At 47.5% G+C, this 18,721-nt stretch carries 14 protein-coding genes; 8 read left to right on the top strand and 6 right to left on the bottom strand.

Annotated features, from left to right (window positions below; all coding sequences use genetic code 11):
- Positions 1-303: 303 nt before the first annotated feature.
- From mmsB to chvE, 3 genes are all read right to left on the bottom strand, one after another.
- Positions 304-1,476: a multiple monosaccharide ABC transporter permease gene (gene mmsB / locus ACODJP_RS10950; protein ID WP_422481429.1), complete on the bottom strand. Its 1,173-nt coding sequence runs from the start codon at positions 1,474-1,476 to the stop codon at positions 304-306.
- Positions 1,477-1,480: 4 nt separating this feature from the next.
- Positions 1,481-3,019 carry a multiple monosaccharide ABC transporter ATP-binding protein gene (gene mmsA / locus ACODJP_RS10945; RefSeq protein WP_422481427.1) on the bottom strand — a complete coding sequence of 513 codons (1,539 nt, stop codon included), beginning with the start codon at positions 3,017-3,019 and terminating at the stop codon, positions 1,481-1,483.
- 101 nt (positions 3,020-3,120) lie between these two features.
- A complete protein-coding gene (gene chvE, locus ACODJP_RS10940; protein WP_422481425.1) occupies positions 3,121-4,200 on the bottom strand; it encodes a multiple monosaccharide ABC transporter substrate-binding protein in 1,080 nt (359 codons plus the stop codon).
- A gap of 393 nt (positions 4,201-4,593) precedes the next feature.
- Between chvE and ACODJP_RS10935 the strand changes: the two genes are divergently transcribed.
- Positions 4,594-5,121 (top strand): isochorismatase family protein, encoded by a 528-nt coding sequence (locus ACODJP_RS10935; protein WP_422481423.1) that lies wholly within the window; start codon positions 4,594-4,596, stop codon positions 5,119-5,121.
- Positions 5,122-5,185: 64 nt separating this feature from the next.
- The gene (locus ACODJP_RS10930; protein WP_422481421.1) at positions 5,186-5,533 is read left to right on the top strand and encodes a hypothetical protein; all 348 of its coding nucleotides are present in this window, start codon (positions 5,186-5,188) and stop codon (positions 5,531-5,533) included.
- On the opposite strand, the gene ACODJP_RS10925 is transcribed toward ACODJP_RS10930, so the two are convergent.
- The 3 genes from ACODJP_RS10925 to ACODJP_RS10915 all read right to left on the bottom strand — a co-directional run bounded on the left by ACODJP_RS10925 (position 5,530) and on the right by ACODJP_RS10915 (position 8,881).
- On the bottom strand, positions 5,530-6,003 hold the full coding sequence (locus ACODJP_RS10925; RefSeq protein WP_422481419.1) for a hypothetical protein: 474 nt from the start codon (positions 6,001-6,003) through the stop codon (positions 5,530-5,532). The genes ACODJP_RS10930 and ACODJP_RS10925 overlap by 4 nt on opposite strands.
- A gap of 110 nt (positions 6,004-6,113) precedes the next feature.
- Positions 6,114-7,337 carry a threonine synthase gene (locus ACODJP_RS10920; protein ID WP_422481417.1) on the bottom strand — a complete coding sequence of 408 codons (1,224 nt, stop codon included), beginning with the start codon at positions 7,335-7,337 and terminating at the stop codon, positions 6,114-6,116.
- Between the two features lie 68 nt (positions 7,338-7,405).
- Positions 7,406-8,881: a pyridoxal-phosphate dependent enzyme gene (locus ACODJP_RS10915; RefSeq protein ID WP_422481415.1), complete on the bottom strand. Its 1,476-nt coding sequence runs from the start codon at positions 8,879-8,881 to the stop codon at positions 7,406-7,408.
- Between the two features lie 310 nt (positions 8,882-9,191).
- Here ACODJP_RS10915 and ygfK point away from each other — a divergent pair, with 310 nt between their 5' ends.
- From ygfK to ACODJP_RS10885, 6 genes are all read left to right on the top strand, one after another.
- Positions 9,192-12,434: a putative selenate reductase subunit YgfK gene (gene ygfK / locus ACODJP_RS10910; protein WP_422481413.1), complete on the top strand. Its 3,243-nt coding sequence runs from the start codon at positions 9,192-9,194 to the stop codon at positions 12,432-12,434.
- A 14-nt stretch (positions 12,435-12,448) separates the two neighbouring features.
- Entirely contained in the window at positions 12,449-13,786 is a 1,338-nt protein-coding gene (ssnA, locus tag ACODJP_RS10905; protein WP_422481411.1) for a putative aminohydrolase SsnA, read from the top strand.
- A gap of 9 nt (positions 13,787-13,795) precedes the next feature.
- Complete coding sequence (locus ACODJP_RS10900) at positions 13,796-15,073, top strand: YgeY family selenium metabolism-linked hydrolase (protein WP_422481409.1); 1,278 nt, start codon at positions 13,796-13,798, stop codon at positions 15,071-15,073.
- Between the two features lie 172 nt (positions 15,074-15,245).
- Positions 15,246-17,384 (top strand): xanthine dehydrogenase family protein molybdopterin-binding subunit, encoded by a 2,139-nt coding sequence (locus tag ACODJP_RS10895; RefSeq protein WP_422481407.1) that lies wholly within the window; start codon positions 15,246-15,248, stop codon positions 17,382-17,384.
- Positions 17,381-17,857, top strand: a complete 477-nt coding sequence (locus ACODJP_RS10890; protein ID WP_422481405.1) for a (2Fe-2S)-binding protein — start codon at positions 17,381-17,383, stop codon at positions 17,855-17,857. The genes ACODJP_RS10895 and ACODJP_RS10890 overlap by 4 nt, the downstream gene beginning before the upstream one ends.
- Positions 17,851-18,720, top strand: coding sequence for an FAD binding domain-containing protein (locus ACODJP_RS10885; protein ID WP_422481403.1), 870 nt, complete (start codon positions 17,851-17,853; stop codon positions 18,718-18,720). The genes ACODJP_RS10890 and ACODJP_RS10885 overlap by 7 nt, the downstream gene beginning before the upstream one ends.
- Position 18,721: the final 1 nt, after the last annotated feature.

The following is an 18,721-nucleotide window of genomic DNA, read 5'->3' as shown; positions in this document are numbered from 1 at the left end:
CTACAGGATTGGACCTGCCATTTCCATATCTATTTCACCTGCTCTTCCCCCCCAACCCCAGAAAAACTCACTGAGCCAATAAAAGGGCACAGGGTTTGGTTTGTAGCCAATGCACCCTGTGCCTTATTTAGGTAGTTATGTGTGGATTATTTCCCAACGAAACGAGGGTAGCGGAACAATTACAATTGGTCCATTACTGAGTGAGAGCAGGAAACGTATGGGGAGATACCCCGTCCCTTGGGGCGGCAGAGGCGGCGAAGCCTCCTGGGTCCAGGGCTTGCCCTGGGGTAACGATACCATTCATTAGGCTCTGGTTGCCCGTGTCTTTGTGTAGACATCGAAGCTTACCGCTGCCAACAAAACCATACCCTTGATAGCCTGCTGCCAGTCGACACTGACACCCATGATGGACATACCATTGTTCAGGACACCCATTACCAGACCTCCGACGATTGCGCCAACGACTGTTCCGATACCACCAGATGCTGAAGCTCCACCAATGAAACAAGCTCCGATTGCATCGAGCTCAAAGTTTGTGCCTGCTTTTGGCGTAGCGGCATTCAGTCGTCCTGCGACGACCATACCAGCCAGTGCTGCAAGCATACCCATGTTCGCATAAACCCAGAACATGACACGTTGGGTTTTTACTCCAGAGAGTTTTGCTGCTTTTTCATTTCCACCCAAGGCATAGATGTGACGGCCTGGCACCGTCTTTTGAGTAATGAATGTATAGACAAGAACCAATACGGTAAGAAGAACCAATACAAGAGGTATTCCATTATAAGCGGCAAGACTTCCCGTGAGGAGGTTGATACCGATTACTACAATGAGGTTTTTCACCAATTCGAAGGGGAGGGGAAGCACATCGAATCCATACTTCTTCTTATTCTTACGATTGTTGAGTTGGAATAAGACGAAGATGATTGAGACTACTACGCCAATCAATAGAGTCAACAGACTAAGTGATCCTACGCGAATATCCATACCGGGAAGATATCCGGCAGCAATTGCTTGGAAAGATTTTTCGAATGGTGCCTTGGTTTGTCCCTTGAGAATTACCATCGTAAGTCCACGAAAGATCAACATACCTGCAAGCGTTACGATGAATGGAGGTATACGGAAATAGGCAATGAACAAGCCATGGAAAGAACCAACAGCCAATCCGACCAAGAGACAGAGGACTATGGCTAATCCTACAGGCATTCCATTGTCCACCATCATGACAGCGGCAATGGCACCAACGAAAGCGGCTACCGAACCGACCGAGAGATCGATATTACCCGTAATGATAGGTAGCAACATGCCAATTGCCAAAATGAGAACATAACTGTTTTGCAGTATAAGATTGGTTATGTTCATCGGTTTGAAGAGGATTCCTCCAGTGAGGATCTGGAACAGAACCATGATGAAAACCAATGCGATTACCATGCCATACTGGCGGATATTATTTTTAAAATAGGTTTTAATTGTGCTCATTGTATTACGCCCTCTTCCTTTTCTGTGCGGTCATGATACATTTCATGATCGATTCTTGTGTTGCTTCTTCCTTGGACAGTTCTCCAACTATCGCCCCTTCATTGACTACGTAGATGCGGTCACACATACCAAGCAACTCCGGCATTTCAGAGGAGATCATCACTATTGATTTCCCTTCGGACGCTAACCGGTTGATAATAGTGTAGATTTCGTATTTTGCTCCGACATCGATACCTCTGGTTGGTTCATCGAGCATCATGACATCTGGCTCGGCTTGAACCCACTTGCTCAGTACAACCTTCTGCTGGTTCCCTCCCGAAAGGCTCTCCACAACTTGGTTGATTCCACTACATTTGATATGCATGGCCTGGCGGGCTTTCTCTACATTGAGAATTTCCTGATTATTATTTATGACCAGATTCTTGCTAACCTTGTCCAAACTGGCTAGCGATACGTTGCGCATGATATCGTTTATGAGTACCAGACCATATGTCTTGCGATCTTCAGTCATATAGGCAATTTTGTGATCGATAGCATCATTGACTGTGTTGAGGTGGATCTCCTTGTCATCAAGTTTGATCTTTCCATGATGCTTTTTCCCCCAAGATTTTCCGAACAAACTCATCGCAAGTTCAGTACGTCCAGCACCCATCAATCCTGCGAGACCTACCACTTCGCCCTCTCTAACATGGAAAGAAACATCCTTTATAAACAATTGTTCCAGGTTCTGTGGATTATACACATTCCAATTTTCGACAGCGAATTTGATTTTGCCAGGTTTCGTGTCTCGTTTGGGAAAACGATCGACAATCGGTCTACCGACCATACTTTTGATGATATTGTCTTCGTCAATCATGTTTGGGTCGTCGATCGTTTCGATCACCTTGCCGTCACGAATAACGGTTATGGCATCTGCAACACTCTCAACCTCGTTGAGTTTATGGGAGATCAGGATAGAGGTGATACCTTTTTTCTTCAAATCTTTCAACAGCTTGAGTAATTGCTTGCTCTCTGTATCGTTCAACGCTGCTGTTGGTTCATCAAGAATCAGGAGTTTCACATCCTTCGCCAACGCCTTTGCAATCTCTACCAGTTGCTGTTTACCGACACCGATCTCTGTGATTGGCAAGGTGGGATTATCCTCCAACCCGACGATCTTAAGGTGCTTGGAAGCCTCCGATACCGTCTTGTTCCAATCTATGACTTTCTTGGATGCCTGTTCATTTCCAAGGAAGATATTCTCTGCAATCGATAGATAGGGGATGAGGGCAAGTTCTTGATGGATAATAACAATCCCCAGCCGCTCACTATCACGAATATCACGAAAGATACACTCTTCTCCATTGAGAAAAATCTGTCCTTCATATTCGCCGTGTGGATAGACACCACTGAGAATATTCATGAGTGTAGATTTTCCCGCGCCGTTTTCACCAACTAGGGCGTGGATTTCTCCATTCTTTACCGAAAGATTTACCTCTTCCAGCGCAGTCACGCCACTGAACCGCTTGGTGATGTTTCTCATTTCCAGATGAATTTCTGCCATTACATTCCTTCCCGTCAAAGAGGGTCTTATGCATAACACGATTCCAAGGATCGCTTGCTCTCCTTGGAATCGTACAGTAATTAGTATGTCGGATACAAGAATTATTTCAGCTGGTCGGCTGTGTAGTAACCTGTATCGATGAGAGCCTCTTCCCAGTTGGTGATATCGACTGAGACTGGTTCGCACAAGTATGAAGGAACGACCTTGACCCCATTGTCGTATGTGGTGGTGTCGTTGACTTCAGCCTCTTTGCCCTGCAAAACTGCATCGACCATATTGGCTGCGCGCTCTGCGAGAACACGAGTGTCCTTAAATACGGTATGGGTCTGTTCGCCTGCAAGGATCGATTTAACTGAAGGAAGTTCTGCATCCTGTCCAGTTACGATAGGTAAAGGACGGCTGGATGTTCCGTATCCGGCACTCTTGAGGGCGGAAAGAATTCCAATTGAAATACCATCATATGGGGAAAGGACTGCATCCACACGCTGTCCAGAGATGTAATTGGCGGTGATGATATTGTCCATTCTTTGCTGTGCAGTTGCACCATCCCAACGAAGAGTTGCGACTCTGTCGAATTCGGTCTGTCCGCTGCGGACCACGAGCTGTCCATTATCAATGTAGGGATTCAACTGGTCCATTGCTCCATTAAAGAAGAAGTAGGCATTGTTGTCGTCAGGAGAACCTGCGAATATTTCAATATTGAAAGGTCCTGCTCCGGATTCGAGATCCAATGCGTCAACGATATATCCACCCTGTTGTACACCGACAAGATAATTGTCGAACGTAGCATAGTAGCTTACATGCGGGCTGTTACGGATAAGGCGATCGTATGCAATGACGGGAATGTCGGCATCTGCAGCCTTTTCAAGAACGTTTGTGAGAGATTCGCCATCGATAGATGCGATTACCAGACAGTCGACACCCTTAACAATCATGTTTTCCAACTGGTTGACCTGAGCGTCGATATTATCCTCTGCGTATTGCAGGTCAACTGCATATCCGCGGGATTCGAGGATGTCCTTCATGTTGTTTCCGTCTTGGATCCAACGTTGTGATGACTGGGTCGGCATAGCGATTCCCACGGTCATTTTTCCATCTTCCTTTCCGCCTTGTGCGAATAGGGGTGTAGCGAGTGCGATGAGCAGCATAGCTACTACCATGATTGCCACAGTTTTCTTCATTTCCTTTCTCCTTCCTAATATTTGCTTGCCTCTTCTACGAGGCTAGTGTGACCGAAAGATACAAGAATATTGTAGTAAAATGGTAGCATCAGTGTTGCTTCCGGTCAATGAAAATTTTGCTAATCAATTTGTAGGGATCGTGATTGTCATAGCGGTACTTCTCTCTCACTAATGCTAATAGAATGAAGGAGTTAGTGAAACCTGAGAAATTTGTTAGTTTTTTAGGTATGTTTCGTAAAAGTTTCGTAATTTCCTTATTGTTCTGGATTCATTATAGGGAACTCGAGAATGGTTATGATTTGTTTACCTTTGATTTTTGCCAAATAAAACAATAATACTGTAGCTATCGGATGGAGCTTGCCATATAGAACGCTTTCGGCGATAGTATAGGGTATGGAAAGGACACTGGTTATTGTCGATGTCCAATACGACTTCCTCCAAGGCGGTTCGCTCGCAGTTCCTAGGGCAGACGCTAGCTATGTGGCTGCTATAGAAGCTATTCGCCCTCTTTTTGACCAGATTATCCTCACTGCCGACAACCATCCGAAGAACCATGTCTCATTCTCTATTTTTCCTCCCCATTGTGTTGCCCATACTCATGGTGCTGAGCTTGCTGTCTCGCCCGGAGATCTGCTTCTGTTGAAAGGAGAACAGTTGGAAAAGGATGAGTTTTCTGCCTTCTCCGAAGGAAAGAATATAGATAAGATTGACGGCAAAGAGATATATGTCCTTGGTCTGGCAGGTGACTACTGTGTAAAACAGACAATTCTCGATCTCCTGCAGTACGCTCCGAAAAAGAGGATTCATGCCATAACCGATCTTATCCATTCGGTGGATGGTACGGAATATGTGAAGAACGATCCCTTCAATGGCAAAGTCACCTTCATCACATCAAGGGAGCTTGTATCTTATGTGAAATAGGCGGTTATCCATCTGGTTTTGTTATGCTATCATAAAGGCAGTAAGAAACAAGAGGAGCGACCATATGCACTACACGAGAGAACAATTCGAACAACTGCCCAAAGATGCCTCCGATGAGCAAATCCGAATTACCGCTGAGAGTCTCAGAAGACGCTATTTCGAACCTCTGATGCTAATCAAGCCAGATGATTTCATCTACTGGAGGAAAAAAGATGTACTTGCCGAGTATGATCGGTTGGTTCAACTGCCCGAAGATGCTCCTGAACTTGTAGCGATAAACAGCGAATCTCCATCGGAGGTCGTGAATACCCAGCTCGGTATGTTGCTTAGCCAATACGAGTTACTTTGTGGACTCAGAATCGGTAAGGCTGGAGCTTGGGATGTCATCAATGAACTGTATGAAGATGACTAATTGCTTTCGTCCTTCTCCAGTCGACCGACAACATTAGCATCTGAGGTTTTTAAGGGAATTACTCGCCTAATAAAGGGTTGTACACCATAGAACGTCTTTTCGAATTCATCCTCACTCTCTTTTAGTGCGGCTTGCCATGCCGCTCCGAATCCGGGACTGTTTATGGTAAGTCGGTCGGCTGCTTGCTGATATACATGCAATCGGGAGACCTCTTTCCTTCCAGGTTTCTGTGAATAGGTGCGTAGACTGATGCGAAGATTCTCGTTTTGTGTCTTCAATTCGGCGATCTCCGCCTTAAGCTTGGATAGTCCATCCGATTCAAGATCCATGCGATCGGTAAGCATCGATTTGAGACGAGCGATTTCCTGTTTATGTTCTTTGGCCTTGGTACTATGTTTCGTGTACTGTACGATCAGTACAACCAGCATGGGAATAAATCCTATTGCCACACCGATAATGATGTTCTCCATGGAAAACTCCTTATTCGCTAGCTTACGCGATGTCCTAGTATAACACCAAGGAGAGTTAGTGGTAAACACACAACCGGCCTGCGTATGCAGACCGTAATCCGAAAATCTTTCTATGAGAAGCGCTTGACGACTGCCTCAGCAGAATTCTCAATCGAATCGGGTAGGGTAACACGACCATCGAATACAGCCATATCTTTGAAACCGGTTCCCGTGAGCAGAACACAGACCGAAACATCTTTACCGAATTCCTGTTGGAGTTTATTCCTATCCTTGATCAATCCTGCCCATGCACAGGCTGCTGCTGGTTCAACGAATATCCCTGCATCCTTGGTAAGCTCCATCTGGGCGTCAAGGATCTCTGCATCTGTGACCTCGGTTGACCAAGCTTCTGTCTCATCGATGTACCGTACAGCCATACGGCCATTCGCAGGAGAAGAGACACTGATGGAATCGGCACGGGTGGTAGCCTCGACTGTAGCATACGAGCGGGTCTGCCATGCTTGCGATATCGCATTTGATTGGGTAGATTGGACACACACCACCTTGGGAACTCTGTCTATTAACCCTGCGGCATGCAAGTCCATGAATCCTTTGCAGACGCCTGCGTAGATGCAGCCATCACCGACAGGTACGTATACAATATCGGGAACTTTCCGTCCCAGTTGTAAAAACAGTTCAATCGAAACACTCTTTTTCCCTTCAACCGTCATGGGATTGTAGGCAGTATTCCGGTTAATCCCACCAAATCGATCGGTGTAGACTATAGAGAGAGCAAATGCATCATCGTAGGAGCCCTTCACGGGAACAACAGTCGCACCGTAGAGAACGCTCTGCATGAGCTTGTTCACCGGTGCTGTCTCCGGTACGAAGAGCACGATTTCAAGTCCATAAGCAGCTCCAGCGCAACTCATAGCAGCTCCGGCATTTCCTGTGGAGGCAAGAGCTATCTTATTTTCTCCGTGTGCTATTGCCTGTGCTGCAATCAATTGCGAAGCGCGATCCTTAAACGATCCGGAGGGGAGGGCACTATCAAGTTTTATCGAGAGATTTGGTAGACCATAGCGGTCAGAAAGTCTTTTGGGACGAGCAATAGGCGTTTCTCCTATGGGGAAACAGTCTTTGTCTGGGACGGGATAGGGGAAGAAATCATAGAAAGTCAAATCGTTCTTTCCGGTAAGCTTCTGTAGATCTTCCTTATGATAGGTCACTATCAGGTTTCCCTTTCTGAACTCACCGGGATTTGTGGTCTCTGCTGCACAAGATGGGCATGTATACATAACCTCATGAGTCTCAAACTGTTTCCCGCAATCATTGCATACATAAGAAAATCGCATGGTATATCCTCCCTATCGAGAAAAAACGCCGGACCTGTAGTAGGCCCGGCGTAGCATGGTAATTGTGCTTACTTCAGTAACCCGACTTCATTGTTGAACTCGATGATCAGCTCATCGATCTTGTCAGCCATTTCCTGCAAATTCTTCCAGTAGCTGCGATCGTACCATTGGGCATTGATCTCTTCATATGTCTTACCCTGCTGCTCGACCCAAGTATAGTACTTCAGATTGTGTACGCGAAGACGATCGTAGTACCCGAGTTCCTGTACATTATCGATTCCTTGATGGAGAAGACTTGCAGCGTGAACCTTCGCGGCATCCATTGCAGTAAATTCGCCTTTCTGCTCTTTCTGCTCAGCGAGACGGGACGTATACATGACGGAACTGTCAGTGAGAACGGTGAAGATGACATCATCCTCGTCCATCTCATAATACTTGGCCATCTTGATTGCTTGTAGAACGTTTCCAATACCGCTGATACCATACAATGCAAGATCATCAATCTCTTTTTCGGTCAGTCCAAGACCCTTGAGGTACTCGATACCAGATGGTTCGTTGAACAGTCGGTAAACATCAAGACAATCCTCATCATCGGATGCGATGATCATATCGGTATTTTTAACATTGTGAATCCATGGAACATGCTTGTCCCCAATGCCTTCAATGCGATGGCCGCCAAATCCGTTGCGGAGCAGGGTTGGACACTGCAAAGCTTCGCCGGCTGCGATCTTGATATTGGGATATGCATTCTTGAGTCGATCGCCCGCTGCAAGCGTTCCTGCTGAACCCGTGGACGCTACGTAACCGCGGACATTCTCTGCCTTGATGCCCAACTTCTCAAATACCTCGATCATGGCTGCACCGGTAACGGTATAGTGCCAGAGGTAGTTCTCGAACTGGTCGAACTGGTTGAAGATGACAATGGAATTTCCTCTGGTGTCATTCAACTCATGGCACTTGTCAAAAATCTCCTTTACATTCGATTCACAACCAGGAGTCGCGATGATCTCTCCTGCTATGGATTTGAGCCAATTGAACCGCTCCTGACTCATTTCCTCAGGAAGGATGGCAATGGACTCACAACCAAGGAGAGCACTGTTATAGGCTCCACCACGGCAATAGTTACCGGTAGAAGGCCACACAGCCTGCTGGTTCACTGCGTCGAAGTTACCGGTCACCAATGCCGGTGCAAGGCATGAATAAGTCGCTCCGACCTTATGGACACCGGTTGGGAACCACTTTCCAACCAAAGCCATGATCCTGGCTTTTGTACCGGTGATAGCTTTGGGTACTTCAATATAGTTGACGTCGCCAAATGAGCCACCTTTTTCTACTCCCTCGTTTTTCCAGTTGATGCGGAAAAGATTCTCTGAGTGGACATCCCATAGACCCATACCACTAAGAGCCTTCTTGATGGATTCGGGAGTTTTGGTAGGATCGACCATCTGCTTGAAGGTCGGAAGGACAATGCCTTGTTCGCGACAGCGCTCGATATTCTTGGCGCGGATCTCTTTGTTCATCTTGAGATTTATCAAATTATACACAATGAAACCTCCATGGTTTTTCTTATTGGGGTCAGTTGTATCTACACTAGCACGGGTTTCATGAAAATGTAAATATATAATTTTTTAATTTATCTTTGCGATAAAAATGGCAATTAAATTGCGCTTTCCCTAATTCCGAGAGTCAGTTTTTCAACTCGAACATAAGGAAGGAAATAGCGGATTAGGTACCTGAAACTGTAAAATTTGTTGCAAAATGTTGCAAAAATGATTGACTTCTGGTGAATCTCCTTTACAATGAATCGTGGAGCTTTTGCTCCCCAGAAACCTATCCCAAGGAGCTGTTACCAATATGGGAGATATCATGCGTCCCGTTCCATTCGAGGAACTTATCAACAGGATTTTTTCCGAATATCGTCAAAGCGAATCAATCTTCGGAATCAAGGAAGACCAATTCTGCAAGCCCGACCCAACCAAAGGTATTACCGTCTTTGGCCAGAAGTGTGCAACCCCGTTAGGACCTGCCGCAGGTCCGCATACACAACTTGCCCAGAATATCGTGGCGAGCTACCTCGTTGGTGGCCGTTTCATGGAACTCAAGACGGTACAGAAGATGGACACCCTGGAAATAGAGAAGCCCTGTATCGATGCGAGGGACGAAGGGTATAATGTGGAATGGTCAACCGAGTATACCCTTCCTAAAGCCCATGAAGAGTATGTGAAGGCTTGGATTCTTCTCCACTTAATCGAATCATTGATTGAGAAGAAGGTCGTGGATAAGCCCTCCTTTATCTTCAATATGAGTGTTGGATACGATCTTGCTGGAATTAAGACACCTAAAATGCAGACATTTATCGATTCTATGATAGATGCGCGTAAGTCCGAGGTATTCAATTCCTGCATAGAATCGCTCAAGGCTATGCTTGCTGAAGGTGCTTTCCTCGAAGGGACCGTATGGGAAGGGTTGGAGAAAAAATTAGTCTCCCTGCCCGAAAGCATCTCCCCGAATATCAGTCCATCGTTAACTATCAGTACCATGCACGGTTGTCCTCCCCAGGAAATCGAAGCTATCTGTACTTATATGCTTACTGAGAAAAAGTTGAACACATTCGTAAAACTAAACCCCACACTGTTGGGATTCGATACGGTAAGGGCAATCTTGGACGATCTGGGGTACGATTATATTTCCCTTAACCGCGAATCTTTCGACCATGATCTGCAATATTCGGATGCTGTTGCCATGTTGCATCGATTAGTCGACTTGGCCAAGAAACAGCAATTGGGCTTCGGCGTGAAGCTGACAAACACTCTCGGTTCGGTCAATGACCAGGGCGTACTTCCCGGAGATGAGATGTACATGTCTGGAAGGACGCTCCTGCCGATCAGTACCGGCGTAGGTGCCTTGTTATCTAAGGAATTTGACGGAGCTTTGCCCATTTCGTATAGTGGTGGTGCGAACGCCATGACCGCACTCGATATTTTCGAGACTGGAATCCGACCCATAACGCTAGCTACCGATATGCTCAAGCCCGGTGGATATGTGCGAATGAAACAAATGGTCGAGATCCTTGAGAAAGATAGCCATACTTGGGATGCAAAGAAGATCGATGTAGCAAAACTCGAGAACTTGGCATCAGATGCCAGAAAACGTTCAAGTGTAGAGAAGGATTTCCGTGGAACCGATAACGTGAGCGTACCGGGTAAGCTGCCCTTGACCGATTGTTATGTGGCTCCCTGTGTACAGGCTTGTCCCATCCATCAGAATGTTCCCGACTATATCTACCTCGTCGGTAAGGGACGATATGCGGATGCCCTTGAGGTTATCTACGATACCAATGCACTACCGAATCTTACCGGTTATATTTGTGACCACCAGTGCCAGTACCATTGCACACGACTCGACTACGAGGGAACTGTCCAGATCCGGGAGATGAAGAAGATTGCAGCGGAACAGGGGTTCGCCGAATATATTAAACGATGGGAAAAGCCTGAAGGCGCTACCGTGAAGGCCGCTGTTATTGGAGCAGGTCCCGCAGGACTCTCAGCAGCCTACTTCTTGGCTAGGGCTGGGTTTGCGGTTACTGTCTTCGAGCGTGAGGCGAACGCAGGCGGTGTTACCCGCAATGTTATACCAGGCTTCCGTTTCCCGGAAAGTGCTCTCCAGGCCGATATCGATTTCATTGCCAAGCATGGCGTCGCGTTTAAATTCGGCGTCGAAAGCTCCCTTGTCACAGTCGATGCTCTGCATGGAAACGGATTCGAACATCTGTTCTATGCGATAGGAGCTGAAGTCGATAACGAGATCCCTTTGCGTGGAGATCGTAGTAGGATCCGGCCATCATTGGAATTCCTCAATGCCTTCAGAAAAGATCCATCTTCCCTCTCATTGGGTAAGCATGTAGTAGTCGTAGGTGGCGGAAACACTGCAATGGATAGTGCTCGGGCAGCAACCAGGGTAGAGGGTGTGAAGAAAGTTTCTGTTCTCTATCGGAGAACCAAGAAAGAGATGCCAGCCGATCTTGAGGAATTCGACAATGCTGTCGATGAAGGGGTCGAGTTCCTCTTCTTGACCAACCCCGAGTCATATGGTGATGATGGAAAGCTTGTTTGTAGGAAAATGGAGTTGGGAGAACCCGATTCATCTGGAAGGAGAAGACCGGTTCCGACCGATGAAACCCTGAGTATAGATGCCGATACATTGATCACCGCTATAGGTGAGAAAGTCGACGGCGAGAAGTTGTCATGGTTTGGTGTTCCCCTTGATGCGAAGGGATGGCCTGCCACCGATGCCGCTACATTGGAGACCTCTGTTTCCGGTGTATACGTCCTTGGTGATGCACAAAGTGGACCCTCAACGGTAGTCCGTTGTATCGCTTCGGCCAGAAAGGCTGTCGAAGCCGCAATAGATGCTGTACTTGGTTCTATGGAGGATGATGGACACGAGCACCATCACGATGAGGATGGTTGTTCCTGTGGTCATGATCATGACCATGATGGCGATGACTGCTGTTGTTCTGCAGATGATGATGATGACGATGAACTTACCGACGAGGAAATCGACGGTATTGAAGCTGAAGAGGATGCATTCTTTAGCGAAATTCGGGCTAAGAAAGGAAAATATGTTAGCGCAGCATCACTCGGGAGCCCTATCAAAGCATTCGCTGAGCGAGAGGCTTCCCGTTGTCTCGAGTGTTCCTATATTTGTAACAAGTGTGTCGAAGTTTGTCCAAACCGGGCTAATGTAGCTATAGATATGCGATTCAGGAATGACCTGTTCGAGCATCCGTACCAGATTGTCCACCTTGATGCTTTCTGTAATGAATGTGGAAACTGCGCGACATTCTGTCCATGGGAGGGAGCTCCCTACTTGGACAAACTTACGGTCTTTAGCCGAAGTGACGATTTCGAGAATTCGGAGAATACCGGATTCTACTCGGAGAACGGTGCGGTTGTCGTACGGATCGATGGTGATACGAGCAAGCATACGATCCTCTCCGATGGTACGTTGGATGGAGATCTACCGGAAGAAGTCTCCTCGATCATTGAGGAAATAATTGTGAACCATGCGTACCTGCTCGGTACGGTGGGAGAATAAGGAGCGACATGCATATGGCTGTAACTGTATTTACCCATGCACGTGTCATGCAAACCATGGCTCCCTTCTCCGTTCAGGAGAATGTCGATGTCGTGGTAAACAATGATAGTATTGTGGCGGTTGGAAAGAATGCTGGTTCTCAGTATGCCGGGGCTAAGGTGATCGATGCTTCAGGCAAGACGATCATTCCTGGAATGGTCTGTTCTCACCATCATTATTATAGTGGTTTGTCCCGTGGTATGTTGGTCCAGGCAGGAGCTCAAGAGGACTTCATTCAGATTCTAAAGGAGTGGTGGTGGAGACTCGATAGGGCACTTGATGAAGAGGCTCTTTATTATTCCAGTCTCATCTGCTCCATTGATGCCATTGCGGCAGGTACCACTACCTGTATAGATCATCATGCCAGTCCTTCTTTTATAGAGGGATCGTTGGATGTCATAGCAAAAGGTATGCAAGAGGTGGGTGTACGCGGGGCAACCTGTTATGAAGTCACCGATCGCAATAACGGTATGGACGAAGTCAGATCAGGAGTCAAGGAGAATATCTCATTCGCCAAACAGGTCGATTCCCAACGAAAAGCCGGAAAGAAGCCACTTGTTGAGGCTATGATTGGAGGACATGCTCCATTCACCATTCCTAATGAGGGGCTGGAATTGATGAAGCAGGCCTGTGATGAGACGGGGCGTGGTATCCACCTGCATGTAGCGGAGGATAAGTACGATGTGGTGCATTCCCACCATACCTACCACAAGGATATCGTGAAAAGATTAGACGATTTCGGTCTTCTTAGCGATAACTCCCTCTTGGTGCATGGACTATGGCTCAATGAGCGCGAAATCGAGCTCATCAACGAACGCAAGAGTTATCTTGCCCACAATCCGAGAAGCAATATGAACAACCATGTAGGTTATTGCAATCGCCTCAGGTCGGTGGACAATCTTGTCTTGGGAACCGATGGTTGTGGTGGAAACATGTTCGAGGAGATTAAGATCGCATTCTTCAAGCATAAAGATGACGGTGGTCCATGGTGGCCAGGAGATTTCGCCAATGTCCTCGGTCGGGGAAATGCGCTATTGGAGCGGTACTTCGGCGAACGGTTCGGTCGGATCGAAGTCGGTTACAAGGCCGATCTCACTATTCTGGACTATAACAACCCGACACCATTGGTAGCTGACAATGCAGCTGGTCATATCGTTTGGGGAATGAGCAGCAATGCTGTTGAATCGGTCATGGTTGAGGGAAAGATGGTTATGGAAAACCGCTCTTTCGGATTCGATGTAAAGGAGATTTACGCAAAGGCAGCGGAAGTAGCCAAGCGGGTTTGGAAGAAGGTGGATACGATCACACCATAATTCGATCGGATGAATTACATACTGACTCCCGTGATTAGGGAGATAAGGAAAGCCAAGGAGCAAGCAATGGGTATTCAAGAAGACATTAGGAAGAAAGCGGCGGAATATCGCCAGTACACGGCAGAGAACCTTTCCAAGATGGTTAAGGTTAAATCCTATAGCAGTAAGGAAGAGGATGTCTGTCGTCTGATCGTCGAACTGTGCAAAGAGGCAGGATTCGATGAAGTCCGTATCGATGGATTGGGTAGCGTGATCGGCCGTGTAGGGTATGGACCGAAAGAGTTGGCTTTCGATGCACATATCGACACTGTCGAAGTAGGAAACCTCGACAACTGGAATTTTGATCCATTCAGTGGAGAGATCAAGGATGGGAAGGTTTTCGGTCGTGGTACTTCTGACCAGAAGGGTGGAGCAGCCTCTATGATCACCGCCGGAAGGATCCTCAAGGAACTCGGTTATGGTGGCGACTACAGTGTCTACTTTACCTTTACCGTAATGGAAGAGGACTGTGACGGCATGTGTTGGAAGTACCTTATCGAAGAAGAAAAGTTCAAACCGGATCTTGTAGTCTCGACAGAACCCACCAGCTGCCGTCTGTATCGCGGACACCGTGGTAGGATGGAAATCCGTGTATTCCTTAAGGGTATCAGTTGTCATGGAAGTGCTCCCGAACGTGGTGTCAGTGCCGCCTATAAGGCGTCTAGGGCTGCGTTGGCTATTGAGCAGCTGAACCAGGACCTTCAGCCGGATGAGGAAAATTTCCTCGGAAAAGGTACTATAACAGTCTCTCAGATGGATGTTCGCGGTCCTTCACAGTGTGCGGTTGCAGACTATGCAATGCTCTATCTCGACCGACGTCTCACATGGGGCGAAGATGCCGATCTGGCAATTGGCCAAGTCCGTGATTATATCGCAAAAGCAACCGGAGACGATCCCAAGGATATTAAGGTGGAGATGCCAATCTATGAGAAGCTCGGTTGGACACAAAAGGATTACCACCAGGAACTCTATTTCCCCACTTGGAAAATCGATGAAGACCACTATTTGGTACAAGCAGGTGTGGAAGCCCATAAGTCATTGTTCGACAAGGAACCCATCGTTGACAAGTGGACCTTCAGTACGAACTGTGTTGCCACGACCGGTAGACATAAGATTCCCGCGATCGGTTTTGGTCCTGGCGATGAGGCTCAAGCCCACGCACCCAATGAGATCAACAGGATCGACGATCTCGAAATTTGCGCAGCTTTTTATGCTATGTTGCCCTATAGTCTGGAGCAGAAGAACTAGAAACGCTCCTACTATCACGGTATACTAAAAGCATTCCGGATCTGGGAGACCTCAAGCTCCCGGGTCCGGCTCCTGCCATGATCACCTCTCCCATCATGGACGGGACTTCTCCAGGAGAGGCTCCACGGGGTACAGCCCCGGCGAATATGAAGAACGATCAGGAGGATCGCTGATGGCGAAAAAACCGATCGGAACTCCAATCCGCAGAACGGATGCCTTGGCCAAGGCTTCTGGAGCGGAGAGGTACCTGTCCGATATCCATTTCGAAGGCATGTTGCATGCACGGATGGTACGCTCCGGAATTCCCCGGGGAACCATAAAGAACATATCCCTTCCGCAGTTACCAGAGGGTTACCACTTCATCACCTATAAGGACATTCCCGAAGGGGGAAAGAATGAGTTGGTGATGATCAAGAGCGACTATCGTTGTTTCGCAGAACAGGATGTCCGCTATGTAGGTGAGACCATAGGGCTTTTGGTAGGGCCAGATAGAACTGTTCTTGCAGATCTGTTGGAGGCTGTTGAGATTACCTATGATGAAGGCGAGGCGGCTGTAACCATTGAAGAAGGACTGGCCTGTAAAGGCGGTGCGTTTGTCGGTGACAATAATCTCTTTTGTGACTTCACCATACATAAGGGTGAGATCGATTTAGTATGGGAACAAGCCGACCGTGTGGTCGAAGATGAGATAGTTACCGGTTGGCAAGAACATGTCCACCTAGAGACGAATGCAGCATTGGCTATGCCAGATGGCGATAAATTCGTCATCTACGCTAGCGCCCAATGCCCATTCTATGTACGCAAATCGATTGCAGGTCTTCTGGGTAGACCCTATGAAGATGTCATCGTACGACAAACCACCACCGGTGGAGCTTTCGGAGGAAAGGAACACTTCCCCGATGTACTTGCAGGACCACTCCTTGTAGCCGCTAATATCGTCAAGAGACCTATCCAGTTGATATTCGATAGGCATGAGGATGGTGCGTATAGTGTAAAACGGCATCCGAGTAGGACTCGATTCAAGACCGCACTCGATAAAGATGGAAATATCCTCGGGATGGACATCGATGTTGTCTACAATGCCGGCGGTTATGAAAGCTGTTCCTACGTTGTTCTCCAACGGGGCGTCTTCCATGCTACTGGTGTCTACAATATTCCCGTTTCGCGGGTACGAGGTAGGGCTGTAGCTACAAATACCTTCCCCAGCGATGCGTTCCGTGGTTTCGGAGCTCCCCAGACTCTCTTTGCTATAGAGACCCATATGTGCCATCTTGCCAGAGAAATGGGACTTGATCCTCTTGTGCTCAAAGAGCGCTATTTTCTCAAGAAGGGAGACCCTACAGTAACCAATGGACATATTTTCGAACAAGTAGTCCTTCCCGAGATGCTCGATCAGGTAAAGAAGGCCAGCGATTACGATCGAAAAGCATCCTCCTTTAAAAGAGGAAGTGGAAAGGGGATCGGCCTAGCATTCTACAACCATGGAGGAGCATTCACTGGAAATGGTGAGCAGATGATCATCAAGGCAAAAGCCCGACTGCACAAGAGGGCAGACGGTATGGTCGAGATTCTCATTGGTAGCACAGAGATGGGACAGGGCTTGCAGACCGCATTTACCAAAATAGTCGCCGATACCTTGGAGATTGATCCATCCAAGGTCCTTTATCCAAATCCCGATACCTCCCAGGTAGCCGATAGTGGTCCTACAGTTGCAAGCCGTTCTACTATGATCGTAGGTAAGATCCTCGAAAGAGCTGCCCAAAAGATGAAAGAACATTGGAGCGAACAAGAGGATTTCTTCACAGAAGATGAATATCAACATCCCGAGGGGCACCCATGGAATCAGAACACATTCCAGGGAGATGCCTATATTGCCTATGGTTGGGGTATTTGTGCTGTCGAAGTAGAAGTTGATCCCCTGACAAGAGAGGTGGTCACAAAAGGCATCTGGTCCAGTCATGATATCGGCGTACCGATCGATGAACTGGTGGTGCAAGGACAGATCAATGGTGGGATTATCCAAAGTCTCGGGTATGCCGCAATGGAGAAACTCGATTTCCATCCGAAGAAAGGTTTTAAACAGATTGGATTATCCGATTATATCATTCCCACGAGTATGGACTTCCCCGGCCAGAGTTGGGCTTTGGTGGAAAATCCCTATCCATATGGCCCTTCTGGTGCCAAAGGCATGGGAGAATTGGTCTTCAATGGAGCTTCCGCAGCATTCGTGGATGCTGTATCACGGGCAATCGATCTCGATATCGACTCGATTCCTATCCCCCCCGAAACTATTACGGAGCTGATGGCATGACAAGAGAAATACGATTTATATTGAATGGAGAAGAGGTCTCCATCACCTGTGATCCACTGAAGAGACTGCTAGATGTACTACGGGAGGATTTCGATCTTTTCGGTACGAAAGAGGCATGTGGAGAGGGTGAGTGTGGCGCCTGTTCGGTATTGAAGGATGGCAAGATCATAACCACCTGTATGGTTCCTATGGGAGCTGTCCAGGGTTGTGAGATTATGACCATAGAGGGATTGCGGGAGACTTTGCGTGGAAAGACCATCATAGAGGCTTTTGCCGATGGTGGAGCAGTTCAATGCGGTTTCTGCATACCTGGAATGGTTATTGCGGCGGAGAGCCTTCTTGCTTCCAATCCCCAACCAACCGATGATGACATTAGGCTGGGAATTTCAGGAAACCTGTGCAGATGCACTGGGTACGATCTGATCGTGGAAAGCGTTAAGCTGGCTGCGAAGCGGGGGAAAGGCTTATGGTAGAGACCTGTTATATTCCGAAAGATCTTGCAGAGGCATTGAGGATAAGGAAGGAGACGGGAGCCCGCCCAATCGCAGGGGGAACTGACCTCATGGTAGTTCATAGGCGGGGAACAGGTATCGTACCAACGTTTCCTTGGCCGGTGATGATTGTTACCCAACTTGATGAGCTAAAGGGAATTTTCGCCGAGGATGGACAGGTGAGTATCCTTAGCGGGAGCACCTGTCATGAACTGGAAAGTTCTGAACTCCTTCCTTATCAGGTCCGCAAGGCAGCAAGTCTGATGGGAGCACAGTCTTTGAGAAATCTAGCCACGATTGGAGGCAATGTGTGCAATGCATCTCCGAAGGGAGATCTGCCCGTTCCCCTAATCATGTTAGATGCTAAAGTCGAATTGGTCAGCGCTACCGGTAGCCGCCAGATGCTGCTTGATGAATTCATAACTGGGCCTAAGAAGACCGCGTTGCAAGATGACGAACTTTTATATCGAATTATTATTCCCACACCCAAACAACCATTTTGTTACCTCTGGTATAGGAAAATCGGTACCAGACGAGCGAATGCTATTAGTAAACTCAGTATGAGTGCAGCACTGACTGTCGATGAAAAGGGGAATATTATCGATTTCCGCTGTGCGAACGGTGCCTCAGGTCCAAAGGTCGCACGGAGCAGGAAAGTCGAAGAGATGGTGATCGGCACACATGTAGATGAACTGGAAGCAAAGTTGGAGTCTATACTCGATGCATACGATAGTATCCTTTCACCTCATGCTATGCCACAGTATCGTCGTTCTTCCACACGAAGGATGTTAGCCTATTTCTTGACTGAGGTTTCCAAGATGCCCGATCGGACGATTATCGAATAGG

Origin of the sequence: Pleomorphochaeta sp. DL1XJH-081 (genome assembly GCF_049310885.1) — a bacterium.
Classification (GTDB): domain Bacteria; phylum Spirochaetota; class Spirochaetia; order Sphaerochaetales; family Sphaerochaetaceae; genus CAYZJV01.
Note: the sequence above shows the minus strand (reverse complement) of the source record. Positions and strands in the feature narration are given on the sequence as shown.